The organism is Citrobacter sp. EC_71, assembly GCF_019584005.1.
GTDB lineage: Bacteria > Pseudomonadota > Gammaproteobacteria > Enterobacterales > Enterobacteriaceae > Citrobacter > Citrobacter werkmanii.
Genome location: NZ_VDAY01000030.1, coordinates 1 through 18835 on the forward strand (window position 1 = coordinate 1; position 18835 = coordinate 18835).

Below are 18835 nucleotides of genomic sequence, written 5' to 3' on the forward strand. Positions count from 1 at the left end.
GTACCAATGCTGCATGCAGTGAATACGCAGCATGGTCTCCAGCGGATAGGGCCGTCGGCCATTGCCCGCCTTGGGATAAAACGGCTCGATGACAGCGGTCATATTCTGCCATGGCGGAATCTGCTCCATGCGGGAGAGGAAAATCTCTTTTCGGGTCTGACGGCGCTTAGTGCTGAATTCACTGTCGGCGAAGGTGAGTTGATGGCTCATGATGTCCCTCTGGGATGCGCTCCGGATGAATATGATGATCTCATATCAGGAACTTGTTCGCACCTTCCCTGGGTTAAAGGCTCACGGCGCTACAAAAATTTTGATGATTACCTCATTCCCGAAAAGGACTTTGACAAACTCACTCCGGCGCTGCCACTGCCCGTATCTGCTGATTACCATGAGTACATTACCAGCCGTATGACCCTGCTTCAGTCCAGACTTGAAGAGGTCAATGCCATGGCAGCCCTTGGTGAACTGCCCGATGTGGAAATTTCCGACAGGGGCGTAAAAGTCTCTCCGCTGGATAACTGCGTACCGGCGCAGGTTTCACCGCTGGCAGAGCTGGTTTACAGCATGCTACCGCGCCCTAAAATCACGGAAATTCTCGATGAGGTAAACGGCTGGACGACGTTTACCCGACATTTTTCGCATATAAAAAATGACATTACCCGTCCCGATACCCGCCTGCTTCTCACCACCATTCTTGCGGATGGCATCAATCTTGGCCTGACAAAAATGGCAGAAGCCTGCCCCGGGAGTACCAAATCATCACTTGAAGATATTCAGGCATGGTACATCCGCGACGAAACCTATTCAGCCGCCCTTGCAGAACTGGTAAACGCGCAGGGGAAAAGGCCGCTGGCGGCATTCTGGGGAGACGGGACAACATCATCATCAGATGGACAGAATTTCAGAACAGGCAGCACTGGCCGCTACGCAGGACAGGTTAACCCGAAATATGGGCAGGAGCCCGGACGACAGTTTTATACCCATATTTCGGATCAATACAGCCCGTTTTACACCTGCATAATAAGTCGGGTCAGGGATTCAACCCATGTTCTCGATGGCTTGCTGTACCACGAAAGTGACCTGAAAATCAGGGAGCATTACACCGATACCGCGGGTTTCACCGATCATGTCTTTGCCCTGATGCATCTGCTGGGATTTGCGTTCTGTCCGCGAATCAGGGATCTCCATGACAAGAAGCTGTTTATCAAAGGGAAAGCAGACCAGTACCCGGCGCTTCAGTCACTGATATCAACGACCAGCCTGAACCTGAAAGAGATCGAAATTCACTGGCGTGAAGTGTTGCGTCTGGCAACCTCGATAAAGCAGGGAACAGTGACGGCATCCCTGATGCTGAAAAAGCTTGCCAGCTACTCAAAGCAAAATGGACTTGCCAAAGCACTGAGAGAAATTGGCCGTATTGAACGAACGCTGTTTATGATCGACTGGTTCCGCGATCCGGCACTTCGTCGGCGGGTCCAGGCGGGACTGAATAAAGGAGAAGCCCGTAACGCGCTGGCGCGCGCGGTATTCCTGCACCGTCTGGGTGAAATCAGGGATCGTAAACCGGAAAATCAGAGCTATCGCGCCAGTGGACTGACGCTGCTGACGGCAGCTATCTCGCTGTGGAATACCGTCTATATGGAAAGAGCGGTCGATGCCCTGAAGCGTAAAGGGGTGAAGATCAACGATCAATTGCTGTCGCATTTGTCCCCGCTAGGCTGGGAGCATATCAATCTGACAGGCGATTATATCTGGAAAAGCAACCGGATACCGGCTTCCGGTAAGTTTCGTCGGTTGAGACCCGCTAAAGTCGAAAGGTCAAAAAATAGCCTTAACGTACAATAATTTTCGATATCCAAACTGACCCCAAGTAAGGACGGTCGCGCCTGTGGTGGTTTTATCTCCGTGGAGCGCCTGGCCCCGGCCATAATTGTTAGTTCGATACCCCATGAGTCACGCCTCCGGGTATTGCCAGAAAGTCGGGGGCTTCAGCCATACCTTTGCGCGATAACAGCACTAATCTGTCCTGCGGGGTCGAGACAATTTCATCCCCGTTATCCAGTACGCTGCCCACCAGCGCGAGCCCTTTCTCGAAGTGTGTAGCTTTCTGGCCAGCGCTTGAAACAATCCGTGCAGATGAACCATCGGTATAAGTGACTGCATCACCCTCCACTGCGATTTTGACCATTTGACCGTTGCCTAGATCCATAACCCTGGCGCTATCAACAGCGGTTACGACACCACCTCGCGCAGTCAGGCTTCCCTCGACCGCAACACGCCAGATTGCTGTTACCGGGTGTTGGCGATCCCTTTCAGCGTTCTGCTCAATAATTTGTCGAGCATCCACATCCATTGCGGCCAGATCAGCGTCAGAGAAAGGGGATTTGTCAAAGTCGGCCAGCATTTGTTGAGTTGCTTCATTTGTAAACTGCTTCATCGTTATTACTCCTTATAAAATGTACGGATAAATTCCGAATTGTATACGAAGTAAGCACGAGTAAATTCTGAAAATGAACTGAGGAATCATATGGTTGCAATTTGTTATGTGCAGTTACCCACTTCTGGACAAGTGATAAGAAAAACCTGAAGAGTGATAGCGGAAAATAACTTTCGGAAAAGGAGGTGCGAAAATTCCTGGCTCCTGTCTATAATACTGTATGGATATACAGCACCACGAAGAGCAGAGCATTATGAAACTTATCCCAGTGACACAACAATCACCAGGCCAATTCCCGTTGTTCGTTGAGCCTGTCAGCGCAGGTTTCCCTTCAGTCGCTTCCGATTATGTTGATGAATTTATTGATCTAAATACTCACCTCATCAAACATCCATCTGCAACCTACTTCTTACGAGTAACAGGTTCATCGATGGTAGAGGCACGTATTCACGAAGGCGATCTGGTCATCGTGGATAGCTCACTTGAGGCGAAAGAGGGGGATATTGTGATTGCGACCGTTGATGGTGATTTCACCATTAAGCGGTTGCAGCTAAGCCCGGCTCCCGCGCTACTGCCAATGAATAGCCGGATGTCACCGATCTATCTGAAAGAAGGCGAAGAACTGGCCATTTTTGGCGTGGTGACCTTCATCGTGTACAAGGCCTTGTGATGTTCTGCCTGGTGGATTGCAACTCATTTTACGCCTCCTGCGAGAGAGTCTTTCGGCCCGATCTGGTGAACAAGCCAATTGTATGCCTTTCGAACAATGATGGCATGGTCGTGGCACGTTCAGCGGAAGCTAAAAAATTAGGTATCCAGAATGGTGACGTGTACTTCCAGAAGAAAGCATTCTTTGAAGCTAACGGTGTACATGTTTTCAGTTCTAACTATGCCTTGTACGCGGAGATCTCCCGTAGGGTGTGTGAGACATTATTTAAATTCTCCAGTAATACTGAGGTCTACAGTATTGATGAAGTTTTCCTTTCGTTTGAAGGAATGCAGAAAAATTATAATTTTGATGACTATGGAAGAGAAATAAAGAAAACCGTATTAAAGAGCACCCATATACCCGTGGGGGTGGGCATATCGACAACTAAAACTTTGGCAAAACTAGCAAATAAAGCTGCAAAAACATGGACTAAAACAGGCGGAGTGGTTGATCTCAGCAGTCCAGAAAGACAACGTAAATTATTGCCATATATTGACGTAAGCGATGTCTGGGGGGTGGGCCGGAGATATGCCACCAGACTGAACAGCATGGGCATCAGGACTGCTCTCGATCTGGCCAATGCGCCAACATCGCTTATCCGTAACACATTTGGAGTCGTACTGGAGCGAACGCAGCGCGAATTGAATGGCGAGTCCTGCATAGCCCTGGAAGAGGTGAGGAAGGTTAAGCAGCAGATCATCAGCTCGCGTTCATTCGGCCAGAAAATAGAGCACTACGAAGCAATGCACCAGGCGGTGTGTGAGTATGCCGAACGTGCAGGCGAGAAGCTGCGCGAAGAGAAGCAATACTGTCGCTGCATAACGGTTTTTATTGGCACAAGTTACTATTCGAAAACGGCCCCTTACAGTGGCCAGCAGACAGTCAAGCTGGAAAACCCCACCGCCGATACCCGGGAAATCATTGCGGCTGCGGTCGCAGGGCTCCGGCATATCTGGCAGGAGGGATACCGATACCATAAAGCCGGAGTGATGCTATCTGACTTTTATGATAGCGCCACCAGCCAGCTCGATTTGTTTGGTGAGAACCGACTCTTTGCCAATGGTGAAGCGTTGATGGGCGTGATGGATAGAATTAACCGGTCAGGTCGGGGGAAATTATGGTTTGCGGGCCAGGGCATCGACAAAGACTGGACGATGCGGCGGGAGTTATTGTCACCATCCTATCTCACTAACATTAATGAAATCCCTCGCGTCAGGATTGGCTAATCAGCAGTGAAAACTTCATTCGTCATCGATAAAATTCGTCTGTAAACAAAACGAACTTGATATACTCGGTTTCGCTTGTTATGAGTATGTATGTACATACAGTCCTCCGTGCAGCGGAGGGAGTTTAGAGCCCTTTTTCGGGGATAGAAATGAATATCTCAACAACTTTCCAGACGCTGGAGAGCGAGATCACACAACTTCGTGGAGTGCTGGGTTCCCGGCTTCCGCTCAAGGCGAGTGTCTGCGTCCTGCCAGCCGTTGCTGATGGCGAAGAAGATATGGCCATCGAACACATCATGCCTGAGCTGAAACAGGGACACGATGCTGTCCATGCTGCCTGCGCGGCATACGCTGACCTGCATATCAGGGATGGCTATTCGCAGAAGTCCGCTCGGCGCACTACCGGCGTATTATGGTACGACAATACAGATGCGGAATTCTCTCAGCTGGTTACCCGTTTGGTGACATCCATCAACCAGCATAAAGAGAGCATTCAACGCCACATCATCGAAAACTACGGTGGTGATCGCCGACCGGAATACATGCGCTTCAACGCGCTGCATAGCGCCTGCCCTGGTGTCATGACCCTGCATCTCTATCGGCAGCTGCGTATGTTTGATAATGCTAACGTCAATCTGGTCAGTTTCGGCTGGAGGCAAAAGACGCTTTTTAGCAGGGTTAACAAAATCGAGTTGCTCCAGAAGATGGGCAAGGACATCGAGGAAGATGAAGATAAATCAGTCAGACTCAACTCGTTGATTAAGGCTATTGCGCGTGTACCGGAAGAAAAGCTTCGCTTACGCCGTCCGGTTAAAGTGCATCCAGCTGCAAACATCGCGATGGCTGATCCTGAACACCCCGACCAGATACTGCGTCTTTCTGCCGCTTCATCTATGCCGTTCATTATCATTCAGGATGAGCACGTGAAAATTCGGCCATTGCCAGAGTTCGTGGCCAATGAAGTAAAGCCGAGGAGTAACCGCCTCAAGACAGATGTGATCGGTATATTCCACGGCGAAAGTATCGAAATGATTCTCTGACCACACCGGCCAAAGGACTGGCCGTATTCCCCCCTCATAATTTCGTCACTCGCCGTCCATGCCATACCCTGAAACTAATATTGAAAATTCATTATGTTCAGCAAGGAATGTGGCGTGAAATACTTTGAATGTGCGCTCAGGTTCAGAATCGCCCCAGGTGACGTGTATGGGATCCACCAGCAACTGGATAAGGTAGTCCAGGAACGTTCTGGGTCGCGACTCCCATACACCTTCTACTCTCGCAAACAAAGTGCCTCCGACACCCAGGTTGTTCTGAGAACGGCTGTTGCACTCGGGCTCCCTGGCGAAGTCATGAAGGAAATCATGTTTGTGTCTGGCCAGAAAATTCGAATCTGCGGCTCGCTGGCCACTATTCGACGCGAGGAAGCTGGAGGCCGGAAAAGAGAGATTTGTCCACCTGCCCATGAACTCCCGGATTATATCCACTATCACCTGGAACGGGCCGGAGTGATCTGTGGACGGTTACGTATCGTTCGAAGCACCAAGTTCCATATTATTAAGCCCGGGAGCGTTGGCCGTACATCCCACAAGATCATTGTACCGATGAGCCAGTACGATGCTGAATGCGTGATTGAAGATGTCGGCGCACTTGAACAGGCATACGCTTTCGGGATCGGCAGAAAGCGGATATTCGGCTTTGGCTATATGAACAGCATCGAAGTGCTTTCCTGAACAGGCCATTAAGCATAGTTATTATCTGAATTTCAAACCGACTCGCAAACTTACGGCATTAACACTTCTGATACACCCTTTAAATGCTGTAAACTGTTGTAGCCCTTACTAAATCGTAAGAGTGGGGATTTGCAGCCCCGACTAATGACACGCCGTTCATGTACTTGAACGGTTCGCACTCGCTCGCCTGTTTTTTGTCAATGGTGGGTCGGGGCGTGGGAGCCTTACGGCTCGCCAGTCGTCATTAGCTGGTACTGCAAACCATGTTCCGATTCACCACCAAAGGAAATGGAGATGGAAAAACAGGACTGGCATAAGGCAGACATCATAGCTGCGCTACATAAGAAAGGTTTGTCACTTGCCTCACTGAGTAGGGCTAACGGTCTTTCAAGCAGCACTCTGGCAAATGCACTGACACGTGACTGGCCTAGAGGCGAGATCATCATCGCTAATGCAATTGGTGAAGAACCTCAAGAAATATGGCCAACCCGATATTTTGATAAGGCAGGAATGCCGATCAAGAGAATCATAAGAAAACCGGTTTAAATGAAAAAGGCTGGCATTTTTGCTGGCCTTATATACCTCCTGGCTCTGCTACTGAAACCACTAACACCGATCAAATGGTCATCAGCGAAATACCCCGTTCATTTCTATTGACCTCTTTACCTCCATGTAATCAAATTGATGGAATAATAACGGTTACGAGAGACAAACTGATGACGGTGTTATCTGCCCCTGAAATGCGCTTTGGAACCAAACAGGATGTTCCCTTTATCATAGCGGTGATTCGCGACGGTATGCGGGATGGGTATTTTAACTTTGATGATGATGACGGACTGTCTCAGTTCGAAAGTCAGATCTCAGAAGCCATTGCCAGGCGGGAACGGGGAGAGAATTGCGCCGATTTCTTGTTTGTCTTTGATGCTCAACATAATGGCGCAGCGATAGGTTTTGCCCTACTGACGGGCAAAAATGGTGCAAATGGACTTGCTTCACATCTGGAAATCAGGATGTTTGGTGTTACCAGGAGTCAAAGACAAAAAGGATTTGGGCGCTCCATGTTGCAAAGTATTCTGGATGCTACTCCCGGCCATAAAGTGGAGGCATCCTGTCTTCCTGCATCAGTTGTCATGGCCAGGATGCTGACTAATGCGGGTTTTCACGTCAAAGAGATAAGCCCGTTTGGAAAGCGTACTTTCAGACGCTAATGTAAAATTCAGATAAAAAAACCGGCTGACGAATTCAGTCGGTTTAGTAATCCTGCAAAAGGATGCTGGACAGCGACGGACGACTTCAGAGCTGTGGCAATGGCCCCTGGTTATCTTCAGTCGCAGCCTGGTCTTTATCCGGGGTGGCCGTTGCAGTCCGCGAGGCATCAAATGAGACCGTTGGGTCGCTGAGAGTCAGGATGCCAGTGTCTTCAACTTCTCGCGTTGTCAGCGTAAGCTCAGATTTACTGTCATCACACTTATTCGTTTTCTCCGCCAGTGCCTTGCACCAGATATAACGACCTCTCTGGGCATCAGAGACTGAAGGCTCTCCATATTTCTCGATCGCCGACTTCAGTAAGAGATCAGGGTTGCTGAATGAAAAGCGGATTTTGTAAGCCACCGGCTCAATGGGGTCAACTGCCGTATCGGGGATAAAATAGACCACCGTCTCCTGGTGAGCATCTCCCCAGAAAATACTATTCAATGAGTTGTTACTGTAGCGCTTTTGAATTTCTTCACCAGCAGACTGGCCAAGTTTGTCAGTGATAGCAGTGATCGCTTCAGAAGCTGTCATCCGCAGGCTTACCGGCCCTATAGAAAAAGACATAACATCAAAGCTATTCAGGGGGGTAATGGTGCTTTCTGGAGCGGTAGATGAATCGGGTACGTCATCACTGTACAGACTGTCATCCCCCGGAGAAGGCGTTACAGGTGCTGAATTTTGGATGTCAGGTGTGTAGCTGGGATCGGGAGCGTATAGGCCCATTGTATCATTCTGTACAGCAGAATATACCGAAGCGGTCGGCAGGACGGTAAGGAGCGCAAGGGCGCAGTATCCAAGGTATCTGGTCATATTCACCTCGTCAGTAGCAGTTGTCCTACTGTAACAGCGCGAGGTTTGAGAACATCATGGAAATGGGGTCAAAGCGGGGCGAAAAACAAGCCTGATTCACATGGCTTACGTAGCAGCATGGAGATCTCCTGAAGTCGGAGAAAATGAGTCAGATAACGCGAATATCGAAAATGGAACGAAGTACTTAATTACCTAACAGGAGGTACATGTTAACCTGACGAACATTGCTTACTGCCTATTTGTAGATTCAGGCTACAGGGAGAATCCAAGTGCCAAACTGCATACCCCTTAATCCGGTATTACCTAAAAACTTCGACGATACACCTAATGAAAAGCGCTCAAAGTCTCAGCTTGATGCCTGGTGGGATCATCCATATGGCATTACTTGCCCGGACGGGAAAATCACTGTTCGATGCCTGAATGGAGGAGCTTGGGATCGTTCGACAGTGCTGGGAGTAGCGGACAATTACGAAGAAGCCTGCGAGCTCGCAGAGCGCGAGCAATCAGCATGGGTCAAACGCCGTGCGGAGCCAATATTCTACTATAGCGGTGAAGCTCCATTCAGAGCGATAAGGGATGCACAACGTCCTGATCAGGAGCAGACCTTTGTCGCGTCTTTTGACACGCAAGATGAGCTAATCAGCTGGCTTAATAGTCAGAAAACCAGTTAATACCAAGTCTGGAAGTCTGCTTCTCAACAGACTTCCACATTTGATTATCAAGCTCCCCATAATTTGGGTTCAGTATAAACATTCCATTACGTTCTATTCCCCTCATTACATTCATCTATCCGTAAATTTCGTTAGCCAGCACATCGGGGTGATACTGATGTCAGGTAAACAAAACGGATGCAAAAATGCAGACATGTTCGGAAGTCCTGGCGGTTGAAATATTCAATCAAGTTGGACGTGAGGCAGCTATTGCTCAATATAACTTAATTTGTGAAATAGCCCAGCGACGTTACGAAGACAGCCTGGCCAAATATGGTTCCGTGCCAGCTGGTTTCACCGCGCTCAATTTCCTCCATCCGGCAGAACTTCAGGAGCGTTACATCCTGGGGTTGGGAATTCAGCTTTGTATCGATGAGCAGCATGAAGCCAGGGAACGGGTTTTAGCTCGCTGCCTGGCAAGAAAAAGGGCCGCATAAACAGGTGATAAAACAACTCAGCTATAGCTGAACACGCACTAATTGGCTATGTTAACAAAACGAACAAGGTGGCGATTATGTACAGTGAATCTATCGATCGTGCTATCAGTATCCTCAAGGACGCGGGCGAAAAAATCGGTATGGAACTGGGTAGTAATGTGACATCTCAGGAATCAGAACTGCTTGAGGATGCGCTGGTGGGCCTGACTAAAGTTAAAGGGCAACTCTGCGGTAATCACTCCTTAACTGATGTAAAAGCGGACGTCGTGCCTTTTAGTCTCAGTTCGACGAAGAACGTCGATAGCCCGCATTAATTAACAACCACCAACTGGACGGAAGGGATATGACTGAAGACAACGCCGGTAGTGTTTCTGGAAAAGCACAGAACGCCCCAAAAGCAAATGCCCACCTGGACAGGCTCTTTGATTTCATTGTGACAGAAATCAAAGAGCAGGGTGCAGCACCGTCTTACGAGCAGATCTGTTCTTCTCTGGGGTATTCAAAAGGGCTCGTTTCCCGGCGTATCCGGCAGTTGCATGACCAGGGACGAATCATTATCGATGGTGAAAGAAAGTCTATGACGCTGCGCGTAGCGAAAGGACAAGGTCATGATGACATTGCCGAACTCCCGGACATGACCAGTGACAGGAAAGCAATCATCACGTATGTCAAAAAATACATGAACAGAAATGGTGGCCGTGGGCCATCAGTTCACGCAATAGGGAAAGCGCTCGGCTTCTCGAATAACAAGGCGCGTAGACATGTGGACTATCTCGACGAAGTAGAGAGGGTACGTTACAGCCCTCATCTTAATGAAGTAATCGTTATCAATCAGGGTGATTACGTTAAAATTACCCAGGACAACGATGAACCACCGAGCCCGGCAGAAGGTTAGCCATGATTCGCATATGGAGAGAAGTTGTAAACGTAAAGGTTCAGGACGGGAGCCGTAACGGACGAATCTGGTTTCTTGAACTTTCGTGTGGCCATCATGCTGTCAGACGTATACCTCGATTACGTCTGCATAATCTGACGCAATTCGAACGACTTGAGCCACCAGCTAAATGTCACTGTGTATTGTGTGAAATAGATGCTATTGCAGGACAAAAATAGCAATAAACACAACATAAAAGCCCTCAATTTGTCCCCATTGTTTTTAGCCTGACAGCATTGGTACTGATAGCCTAATCATATTTAAACGCATAACCCTATGGTGGACATATGAAAAAAGCTGTTTTTGGCCTTTTAGCACTATTGCCCTTCATAACCAGCGCAGAATCGATCGATCCGAACGATTTCTATGCTCAGCAGCCTTCTCAAAACTACCAACAACCTGCTGCCAGCGAGCAACAGGACGATGCTGACAATTCCAGTGACCAGACAGCTGCGATCGTATTGAACCTGGAAAGTTACAAACCGCTGGGGAATTTTGTAGTCCCCCAGGGAGTAGAACGCCCATTCATTGGTCTTATTAACAGCAAAATTTTCATACTGTCTGAGCAACCAGATAAACGCTTGGCTGGCCTATGGATAGGTCGTAGTCAGGATGGTCGTGAAGCACTTTGTGGTTACCTGAACAACAGTATGCAGGTCAGAAAATGTTATTACATCTTATATCGTGAGTAAAAAATGGGGCCGTAGCCCCATTTATTTTAATGTTTGAATGAGGGTATAAAGGGTATTACTGGATTTGTTCCTAGCGAAGCTAATTCGTTAGGCGCAAGATAACGTCGCAGTTCAGTAATCAATATATCAACTGATTTATCCCAGCCATCTCTCACAATGTTTAGAATGTGCCGAGCTGGATAATGTGTTAGAAAAGGATGGTTGGGGCCAAATTTATTAAGGTGTTCAATAGTACCTATTGCATCGAGATAATCTGTAACAAGATGGTGTTCTGACTCAAAAATAGCGACAAATTTATAACCATCAGCAGCGTTTACCCACTGGCAAGTACAGTCATTAAGCTGAAATTGATTAGAACGTTTTTCCCCCTTGGGTTTAGGATTGACTCCAATACCAAAAGACAAATACAAACCTTTCCTTCCCCAGAAGGCCGGTCTCTTCAAGTCCTGACCATTGTTTCCTTCGACCTCTCCAAGAATGCCAAACAAAGTAGCTGATTCTTGGTTAGGATTCGTTCTCATACGGAAAAGAATGCATAGATCTGCAAACTTTAAGCTATTATAAACTGAATTATAAAAGACATTCTCATGGCCAAGTAGATAAGGATTATGCTCTACCGCAAAATTAGTGCCACTTCTAAAGTCACGGCAGCTAATGAATACACCAAACTGGCTCATATTAGCGAGGATATCGACATTGCGATAATCAGACAAATTAATAAGTATAGTATTTAAGACTTCTCTACCTTCATAACTCATCAGATAGTGGCAGAGCAAATTTTGTAGACCGAAGTTTCTGAACTGATCTTTAATTAAAGAAAAATATCCTTCACCAGCTAATGAAACTAGGTTTCTCATTGTTGGTGTATGTTTCCCCATGAGAGGGGAATTAAAACGTACCTTCATCCGGTTATTATCATAAAGGGTTTCAATAATTGAGCAAAAGTGCATCGCCCAATACGCGTTGTTATCACCAATTAAACCGGGTTTCACTACAGTAGTTTTAGAAAAATCCATTCTGTCTCCAAAGCAGTAATCAGTCACTCATAACACGATATTTGCAGTGAAAGTTATATCTGTAAGCAAATTTCGTCAGCTGTTAGCGTCGTATTAGGCTTAGTAAAAAGCCGGAGGTAGATATGCCTAAAGACGATGTTGCAACAATCATAATCCAGAATGGGTTGACGCATAAAGTAAATGTGATCTGCAAATTCAGCGCACAAATCGACAATCAAATGTTCTCATTCATCATCCATCGCACATTAAGCGTATGTCGATATGCGCTTGTCTGTAAGGCAACAGGCCAAAGAATTGCAGTTCTTGATACCAGTCGAGTAAAGGCACTTGGTATGGAAGCAGCAGGTAAACTAGCGCTATCAGATCTGGCCTCATCATTAGGCGAGACTAGACTTGCTGCGATTCTGACAAATTCACTTCAGAGCAGGAGCGCGGCAAGTGAGTGATTTAATCGACGATAACTTTATTATTCCTGCACTGAGTAGCATAGCAGGCATCACCACGCCACTATCAGGACAAACGTACAGGAACGCTCCAGATATCGACATATCTTGCTATGACGTGATAATCATTTGCCTTAGCGGCGGAAAAGACTCCATAGCCTGCCTTCTCCACTTAATTGACATCGGGGTCGATCTGTCCAGGGTGGAACTCTGGCATCACGATGTTGATGGCCGCGAGGGAAGTACTTTAATGGACTGGCCATTTATGGCCGACTACAACCGCAAAATAGCTTCAACATTTCAGATACCGTTGATGTTCTCCTGGCTTCAGGGAGGAATGGAAGGTGAGATGCTGAAAGAGAATGGCTACAGTCGCCCGCAATGTATCGAAACCCCAGATGGATTAATAATCGCGGAACGTGATATCCAGCGAAGCACTCCCGCCACGCGACTTCGGTTCCCTCAGCAATCACCAAGCCTTAAAACACGTTGGTGCTCATCAGCACTAAAAATTGATGTTGGTCGGCGAGCACTCACAAATCAGAGACGCTTTGACGGAAAAAAGGTGCTTTTTATTACGGGGGAAAGGAGAGCGGAAAGCTCTAATAGATTCAATTACTTACAACTGGAGCCACATACCAGCAGTTGCAAAAAAAGACAAGTTGATGCCTGGAGGCCAGTACTTGAATGGTCTGAAGAACAAGTCTGGGAGATTTTAGCAAAACATCGTGTTACAGCCCCAGTACCGTATCGTCTTGGATGGGGTCGCAGTTCATGCTTAACGTGTATATACAACAGTGCTCGCATATGGGCAACCATCAAACATTATTTCCCCGAGCGTATTCACGCAATGGCCAACTATGAAAACCGCTTTGGGGTCACTATCAGTCGTAAACGAATAAATGTTCTGGATCTAAGCCAGAATATTTCTCCTATTAATATCACGGATGAGGAAGCGCTGCTGCAAGCGGTAAATCCGGTCTATACATTGCCCGTCATTAACATGTCAAAAGAATGGGTGCTACCTGGTGGGGCGTACAACCGGGAGAAATGCGGGTCAGACTAATTAGCCATCAGCGATTTATAGCTGAGATTTCGTCACCTGAATATTACGTGGAAAATAGATATCAAATAGCAACATTGATACAGGCTTAACCGCCTCTGAAGGAAATATTATGACGATGGTAACGGCCAGAAATTGTACTGAAACACGGTTCAACCAGTTATGGGATGCTCTGCATGAAAAAAGCAGTGCGGAAAACGAATCCTTGTTTCAGCAAGAATTGCATCGCTGCCGCAGTAAACGTCAGCGAAGTAAACTGGCCGGGCGATTCGCCGGTGCCTGGCAAACCTTATTCGATGCCTTCTGTGAAGGTCGGGTCTTCTGCTCACTTCTGGACTCGGTTATCCACCAGGAGAGTATCAGCGAATGGCAGGTTGAAGAGTTAATCTCATTCACTTCTGCCCAGATGTCGACTCTATACAAAGGGTAGAGGTAGATATGGGACAAAGAAAATGTGCAGCAGCGTTCCTGCTCGCTGAAGAAATGTACCAGATACCAGCGACCAAATCGGTGATACTTGCCCGGGACCTGGAAGAAAGAGGGTTGTATCTCCGCGCTGCCAGGCAATGGGGAGAGGTCATGTTTGAACATACCCAGTGTACTGAGTACATTGTTGAACAACGGGAACGTTGCATTCGGTTATCCAATTCTCGCCATGAAGACCGTATCAGACAGCATGAGCAGGCAAGTGATCTTCAATATATTCACAAGCATATTAATGATGTATACACACGGATGGGACTAAAAGACGATGGTGTCTTTAATACCGCCTGATTTGTCGACCTTTTCCGTTCATTAAAAAATGAAACTGAGGAGAATGAGCGCACTCTTGACTGATTTTGACGGAGGATTACGTAAGTGGTTAAACAAAGTTTATTTGACCTTATAGGAGCTACCACGGGCCCAGAGCGAGATCTGTTGATCGTAAGCCTTCAGTCTCTACATCGTGAACGAGTAAGCTCATACAATGCATTGTGTACAGCCTGCTCAATCTCTGGAGATAAAGTCCCGCCAATGTCTTTATTCGGCATAGACGAGGTTACTGATGCACTACGCCGGTTAGGTGCATTACCGATCAGATAGTTCTTCAAGTAGTCAGGGTGAACAGGTTTGAATTGATACAAACGGCCTATGCTGAAGAGGAACAGAGATAACTGATGAAAACAAACGAAAACCTGCTGAACAGCATTGGAAAAAGTATTCGAATGTGGCGAGATAACTGCTTCCCTCCATTTCAGCGAGCGTATGGAACATGGTTATTGGTTCTGGTTTCGGTTAATGCCGGGATATGGTTTTACATAACCTCTGACTGGTCTGTACAGTTCGTCGGCAATATAGCAGGGCTCTTGGTTTTCCCAATGCTGGGTCGAAAGGTTTTTACAAAACGCGCCAGATCTTGGCAAGAAGAACTGGATATTAAGCTGGCAAAATACAAACCGCATAACATAGCTGCATGGAGGGAGTTGCAGGCTTATGCCTTGGAATCCAATACGCTATCTTCACAAATTGTTGAACGGTGGTATTTCAAAGAGCGGGAATTTATCAAGACGGCCCAAAAAGGGAAGCCGGGTAGTTCTGAACTCAAATTTCTCAAGAATAATACTGGATCAAAGCCTTAAGGAATCTGAGAGCCGGTGCGTAATGCAGAACCCACAGCCGAAGGGTTTTGGGAGTTAAACTGATACAGCTTTTACCGTGAGGTGGGATTTATGTCGAATGTCTTGCAGAAAGAAAACATCATCATGTCTCTGCCTCATCGTGACTGGAGTTGTGAAGTCATCGAGTGCCGATTAAAAGTGTGCCCCGTACCTGACGAACTCGACAGGGGGAATAACATCTTTTTCATCGTGGAAGACCTTTACCAGCTACGCGAGAACAGTGAATCACTTAACGTGCTTGGACAAATTCTGGCGAAACGTTTCCCACACATACCACCAAAAAGAATGCACCTTGTGCTGCACCGACGTGATGTGCAGAAAGCTCATGGAGTAGCCATCCACCTCTACCGCTTCATGCGTAGCGAGAAAGAAAATAACCGTAGTATTTTCATTGGTCGTAACCCTACTGAAGTTTCCCAGAAGACGGCATACGCCTCGATGTGCATTTTCTGACCACCAGCTGTTGAATCGTCACAATAGCCGACATAGTCGGCTATTTTTTTACGCTAAGAAAAACCATTTATGCCCACAAATTGCGGTTGAAAAAGCTATTTATTTTTGGGTGCAAAACGTCCTCATTCTCACTGTAACAATAAATTTCAACATGTGATTATAGTGAGAGTCGAAGCTGAAACATGAATGGTGGCTACATATGCATGATCTCCAGAATTCGTTAACTAGCAAAAATACCAACATTATCCGTGCTGAATTTGAAAATATGCTTTCTGCGCGTGGAACATCTATCGTGCGTTTTGATACCAACGCAGGGGCGAACAGCGGCGAGTATATAGGAAAAGGAATTCAACGTGAGTGGGTTGGGTATTTGCTAAACCATACGAGTTCTGGCCATACGGTCAAGGCATTTGAACCGGTGTATTCTATTCCTTTAAAAATCAGGCCAGACCTTCAATCCAGAAATATTGCAGACCACCAGACTAAAGTAAAAAAGTTATTTGAAAGTTATGATGAAGCGTATCTTACAGCCGCTATAGACTCAGAAGAGTATTGCAAGCCATTCTGGGTTTATCAGAATGCAGATGACGGTCATTACTCGATCAGTACTCGCGGTTTCAAAAATGCAAATGCACCTGCAAGCATTCCGAGCGATAATCGCATTGATATCGCTCAGATGAAAATGGGATATCCCATGCTCGATTATTGCCATAACATTATACCGTCCTCAGTCGTGCGATTAGGATTTAATGGGCGAGTGTTTACGCAAGGTAAGTATTATTACACCAATGAAGAGGTTTTCAGTTGGTTGTCCCGGAACCCGGATAGCGCAGTTTTCATTACGTTCCCAAAAGTTAACCAGACTGATAGATCTGAATTGATGTCAATTATGAAACGAGAATTCCTGAATTCGTGGGGTTTATTCTCATATTATCGCTGGCTGGGACGCAGCACCGCATTACTGGCATTGAGCCCGGTCAGTTCTAATGCTTCTGTTAAGTTAAGAAGTAGCAATGCACACTTCTTCAAAAATGCAATGCTGGCTGTTAACACGATCATTCCTAAAGGTAACGGAATTTCGTAATCGGAATAGTTACCGTTAGAGTGATTTAAAGATCGATTCATTCTGGAAATTGAACGAAGAAAATTTAATGGGAGTAACTATGACTGCACTACGCCGTATCTCAACAGAACCAAGCTGGACTCCAGTTGGCATCCGGGGCGAAGGGTTACCGACTAAAGCAGGTGTATACCGTTTTATTGTTCCCCGGGAAGCCGATAGCTCAGAACATATTGAGTTTCTGGCGTTAGTGCGCTGGCGTAAACACGGTGTTCATCAACTGTTATTTCCCACCTTTGAATACATCGTATGCGACGAGAATATCGTGCTCCCAGAAGGCACATGCTGGCGTGAACGCGAACCGTGGGATCCAGATACGCTGGGGGAAACCGAGTTCATCATCGTTCCTGAAATGAGCGCGGGTGCTCAACGCTGTCCGTTCTGCAAAGAAGTTCCGCGCATCGTTGGTGATAAATACAACTTTGAGTATAAGGAAAACTACATCACGAAAATGCCTCACCGGTTTAACCGCCTGTGGTTCAGCTGCTGTAAATGGGTTGCTCCTGTGCCCACTTCTGGGATTCAGTCACTGATTACGGCCTGGAACAAAATGCTCGGGTCATCCCGGTAGGAGTAATGATGAAATGTGCGTACCTACGAAAGTTTCTGATCATTGCTTTCATAACCGGCATTAGCGGATGCCAGAGTCTCGGAATAGGGTTAAGCCTGGATGAGCGCTACCAGAAGGCTTATCAGAAAGTACTGGCTGACCCTAATGACGATAACATTAAGACTTTCATGAAACTCAGCCAGGAAAAAGGCGAAAGAGACATGCAAGAGGCAAATTCAAAAGCCGCAGCCGACACTCGTGAAAGCGATAAGGGGTTTACTGAGTATTTTAAATCATATGGCAACGATGGATTTAAGCGGGCCAGACAATAAGAAAGAGGTCATATGTCATTACAGCAATCGCATGAAAATCTGGAGTTCCTGAAGGGGGCGGTCTGGTGCGCCGCAAAACTCGTTCAGGAAATTGGCGATTCAAAAGGTGCAGCTATTCTTATCACAAACTTGCCGGTTGGAATTTTCCCTCAATGTAGCGAAAGGGATTTATTTGTTCTGAGGCAATATGTCAGGAAAGATCTGCCACTTGGTATTGATGCCGAATATAGCGATATCAGGCCGGTCTTAATTGATTATCTGGGAGAGCCAGTAGACCTTCCTGAGTGTGAACTGGATAATTATGAACCGGCTCCTGGTGAAATGCTCCGCTGGGGAGTAACTGGAGATCTCAGTTCCGGGACACGATGTGTGCTGGTGGATAATCTTGCTTATCTCGCTGAAGCAATTGGTATCAGCAACGCACTAAGGCAACAGGCCGCAGAGTCAATCCAGCGCACCCTGTGATTAGTGAGTCGCCCCGAATTTCGTAAGCAGCATAAATGCCCTTAATCTTTATCCTACATATTTCAGGTGGTTGGGGTTTACCATGTACAAAGACCATTTTCCACAAGCGTGTCCTTCATCGATAAAAGAGGGCCAGTCATGCTGGCGGGTATTTATTGATATGGACGTAGACAACCCGTCGAAAATAAAAACCAGCGTCGAATTAATAGAAGTTGGCGTAAAAACAATTCGAATGAAAAAGAATGCGGCAGAAGGCAGTGAAAAAACTGTTTTTCTTGTGGATAAAATCCCTGGAATCACATTTATCAAAATTCGGCCTAGCGACAAAAAGCCAAGCGTCTGGAATACAAGCATCAGCAGTTTCTATAAACATGACGTGGAAATCGGGAAAACATTCCCCGTTGGTATCAGAACGACTAAAAGCGCTGCGTTTCGTACAGCAACAAAAAAAGTTGAACAGAGTATGCAAGAATACACTGATACTATAGCTAAGCTTGAAAACGACTATGTTAAGAATGAGACGGAGATTGCTGAGTACAAAAATGAACTCGCTGCTTACCAAACAATACTCCAAACCCTAAAACGTATGGCAAAAAGGCATCTCAAGCAATAATACATTTCGTCTCTTTTCAGGTAAACAAAATGGAAACACAATGTATTTTCATTGCAGGTTTCAAAAATTGTTTCACTCTGGGCCATACATGTTTAGTATGGGGACATAACAAAGAGAACGCTGGCGAGTACGCTGGCATAAAGATCACCTTTCCCGGCCTGGCCGGGATTTTTTTTGTCT

Annotated in this window: 25 protein-coding genes and 2 pseudogenes; 23 read left to right on the forward strand and 4 right to left on the reverse strand. The window is 46.6% G+C overall.

Translation table 11 applies throughout. The features are described from left to right. A pseudogene (locus FHD02_RS21990) lies at positions 1 to 210 on the reverse strand (IS5/IS1182 family transposase); the annotation flags it as partial. A 69-nt stretch (positions 211 to 279) separates the two neighbouring features. Between FHD02_RS21990 and FHD02_RS21995 the strand changes: the two are divergent. After that, positions 280 to 1845: pseudogene (locus FHD02_RS21995) on the forward strand (Tn3 family transposase); the annotation flags it as partial. An 88-nt stretch (positions 1846 to 1933) separates the two neighbouring features. On the opposite strand, the gene FHD02_RS22000 reads toward FHD02_RS21995, so the two are convergent. Beyond that, positions 1934 to 2437 (reverse strand): hypothetical protein, encoded by a 504-nt coding sequence (locus tag FHD02_RS22000; protein WP_007372141.1) that lies wholly within the window; start codon positions 2435 to 2437, stop codon positions 1934 to 1936. Between the two features lie 253 nt (positions 2438 to 2690). Here FHD02_RS22000 and umuD point away from each other — a divergent pair, with 253 nt between their 5' ends. From umuD to FHD02_RS22030, 6 genes are all read left to right on the forward strand, one after another. After that, on the forward strand, positions 2691 to 3107 hold the full coding sequence (umuD, locus tag FHD02_RS22005; protein WP_008786793.1) for a translesion error-prone DNA polymerase V autoproteolytic subunit: 417 nt from the start codon (positions 2691 to 2693) through the stop codon (positions 3105 to 3107). Continuing rightward, positions 3107 to 4372, forward strand: a complete 1266-nt coding sequence (gene umuC, locus FHD02_RS22010; RefSeq protein WP_009652912.1) for a translesion error-prone DNA polymerase V subunit UmuC — start codon at positions 3107 to 3109, stop codon at positions 4370 to 4372. Before umuD ends, umuC begins: the two co-directional genes overlap by 1 nt. 149 nt (positions 4373 to 4521) lie before the next feature. Further along, positions 4522 to 5412, forward strand: a complete 891-nt coding sequence (locus tag FHD02_RS22015; protein WP_007372144.1) for a DNA replication terminus site-binding protein — start codon at positions 4522 to 4524, stop codon at positions 5410 to 5412. Between the two features lie 312 nt (positions 5413 to 5724). Beyond that, positions 5725 to 6105 (forward strand): type I-E CRISPR-associated protein Cas6/Cse3/CasE, encoded by a 381-nt coding sequence (locus FHD02_RS22020; RefSeq protein WP_127649377.1) that lies wholly within the window; start codon positions 5725 to 5727, stop codon positions 6103 to 6105. A gap of 288 nt (positions 6106 to 6393) precedes the next feature. Continuing rightward, positions 6394 to 6651, forward strand: a complete 258-nt coding sequence (locus tag FHD02_RS22025) for a helix-turn-helix transcriptional regulator (RefSeq protein WP_001333498.1) — start codon at positions 6394 to 6396, stop codon at positions 6649 to 6651. A 170-nt stretch (positions 6652 to 6821) separates the two neighbouring features. Then, complete coding sequence (locus tag FHD02_RS22030) at positions 6822 to 7313, forward strand: GNAT family N-acetyltransferase (protein ID WP_000217395.1); 492 nt, start codon at positions 6822 to 6824, stop codon at positions 7311 to 7313. Positions 7314 to 7398: 85 nt separating this feature from the next. Here the strand turns inward: FHD02_RS22030 and FHD02_RS24540 are convergent, their stop codons facing one another. Beyond that, positions 7399 to 8082 carry a hypothetical protein gene (locus tag FHD02_RS24540; protein WP_008786796.1) on the reverse strand — a complete coding sequence of 228 codons (684 nt, stop codon included), beginning with the start codon at positions 8080 to 8082 and terminating at the stop codon, positions 7399 to 7401. 356 nt (positions 8083 to 8438) lie between these two features. On the opposite strand from FHD02_RS24540, the gene FHD02_RS22040 reads away from it, so the two are divergent. The 5 genes from FHD02_RS22040 (at position 8439) to FHD02_RS22060 (ending at position 10942) form a co-directional block, all read left to right on the forward strand. Then, a complete protein-coding gene (locus tag FHD02_RS22040) occupies positions 8439 to 8840 on the forward strand; it encodes a hypothetical protein (RefSeq protein WP_008786797.1) in 402 nt (133 codons plus the stop codon). A 185-nt stretch (positions 8841 to 9025) separates the two neighbouring features. Then, complete coding sequence (locus tag FHD02_RS22045) at positions 9026 to 9316, forward strand: hypothetical protein (protein ID WP_007372147.1); 291 nt, start codon at positions 9026 to 9028, stop codon at positions 9314 to 9316. A gap of 77 nt (positions 9317 to 9393) precedes the next feature. Continuing rightward, positions 9394 to 9630 (forward strand): hypothetical protein, encoded by a 237-nt coding sequence (locus tag FHD02_RS22050; RefSeq protein ID WP_007372148.1) that lies wholly within the window; start codon positions 9394 to 9396, stop codon positions 9628 to 9630. A 29-nt stretch (positions 9631 to 9659) separates the two neighbouring features. Beyond that, positions 9660 to 10211 (forward strand): hypothetical protein, encoded by a 552-nt coding sequence (locus tag FHD02_RS22055; protein WP_007372149.1) that lies wholly within the window; start codon positions 9660 to 9662, stop codon positions 10209 to 10211. A gap of 326 nt (positions 10212 to 10537) precedes the next feature. After that, positions 10538 to 10942 (forward strand): hypothetical protein, encoded by a 405-nt coding sequence (locus tag FHD02_RS22060; protein ID WP_008786799.1) that lies wholly within the window; start codon positions 10538 to 10540, stop codon positions 10940 to 10942. 26 nt (positions 10943 to 10968) lie between these two features. Here FHD02_RS22060 and FHD02_RS22065 read toward each other — a convergent pair whose 3' ends face one another. Next, positions 10969 to 11958, reverse strand: coding sequence for a hypothetical protein (locus FHD02_RS22065; RefSeq protein ID WP_007372150.1), 990 nt, complete (start codon positions 11956 to 11958; stop codon positions 10969 to 10971). Positions 11959 to 12080: 122 nt separating this feature from the next. Here FHD02_RS22065 and FHD02_RS22070 point away from each other — a divergent pair, with 122 nt between their 5' ends. The 11 genes from FHD02_RS22070 (at position 12081) to FHD02_RS22120 (ending at position 18655) form a co-directional block, all read left to right on the forward strand. Next, the gene (locus tag FHD02_RS22070; protein WP_020996132.1) at positions 12081 to 12404 is read left to right on the forward strand and encodes a hypothetical protein; all 324 of its coding nucleotides are present in this window, start codon (positions 12081 to 12083) and stop codon (positions 12402 to 12404) included. Then, positions 12397 to 13467 (forward strand): phosphoadenosine phosphosulfate reductase family protein, encoded by a 1071-nt coding sequence (locus FHD02_RS22075; RefSeq protein ID WP_007372151.1) that lies wholly within the window; start codon positions 12397 to 12399, stop codon positions 13465 to 13467. The genes FHD02_RS22070 and FHD02_RS22075 overlap by 8 nt, the downstream gene beginning before the upstream one ends. A 109-nt stretch (positions 13468 to 13576) precedes the next feature. Next, complete coding sequence (locus FHD02_RS22080) at positions 13577 to 13894, forward strand: hypothetical protein (protein ID WP_020996134.1); 318 nt, start codon at positions 13577 to 13579, stop codon at positions 13892 to 13894. Between the two features lie 8 nt (positions 13895 to 13902). Then, positions 13903 to 14238: a PerC family transcriptional regulator gene (locus tag FHD02_RS22085; protein ID WP_008786801.1), complete on the forward strand. Its 336-nt coding sequence runs from the start codon at positions 13903 to 13905 to the stop codon at positions 14236 to 14238. A 383-nt stretch (positions 14239 to 14621) separates the two neighbouring features. Continuing rightward, positions 14622 to 15083 (forward strand): hypothetical protein, encoded by a 462-nt coding sequence (locus FHD02_RS22090; RefSeq protein ID WP_009653863.1) that lies wholly within the window; start codon positions 14622 to 14624, stop codon positions 15081 to 15083. Between the two features lie 90 nt (positions 15084 to 15173). After that, positions 15174 to 15575, forward strand: a complete 402-nt coding sequence (locus tag FHD02_RS22095) for a hypothetical protein (RefSeq protein ID WP_020996135.1) — start codon at positions 15174 to 15176, stop codon at positions 15573 to 15575. A gap of 199 nt (positions 15576 to 15774) precedes the next feature. After that, on the forward strand, positions 15775 to 16659 hold the full coding sequence (locus FHD02_RS22100) for a hypothetical protein (RefSeq protein WP_007372154.1): 885 nt from the start codon (positions 15775 to 15777) through the stop codon (positions 16657 to 16659). A gap of 79 nt (positions 16660 to 16738) precedes the next feature. Continuing rightward, positions 16739 to 17266, forward strand: coding sequence for a hypothetical protein (locus FHD02_RS22105; RefSeq protein ID WP_007372155.1), 528 nt, complete (start codon positions 16739 to 16741; stop codon positions 17264 to 17266). 5 nt (positions 17267 to 17271) lie between these two features. Then, positions 17272 to 17577, forward strand: a complete 306-nt coding sequence (locus tag FHD02_RS22110; RefSeq protein WP_032941601.1) for a hypothetical protein — start codon at positions 17272 to 17274, stop codon at positions 17575 to 17577. Positions 17578 to 17589: 12 nt separating this feature from the next. Next, a complete protein-coding gene (locus FHD02_RS22115) occupies positions 17590 to 18042 on the forward strand; it encodes a hypothetical protein (RefSeq protein ID WP_007372157.1) in 453 nt (150 codons plus the stop codon). Positions 18043 to 18124: 82 nt separating this feature from the next. After that, positions 18125 to 18655, forward strand: coding sequence for a hypothetical protein (locus FHD02_RS22120; protein ID WP_007372158.1), 531 nt, complete (start codon positions 18125 to 18127; stop codon positions 18653 to 18655). The last annotated feature ends 180 nt before the right edge of the window (positions 18656 to 18835 follow it).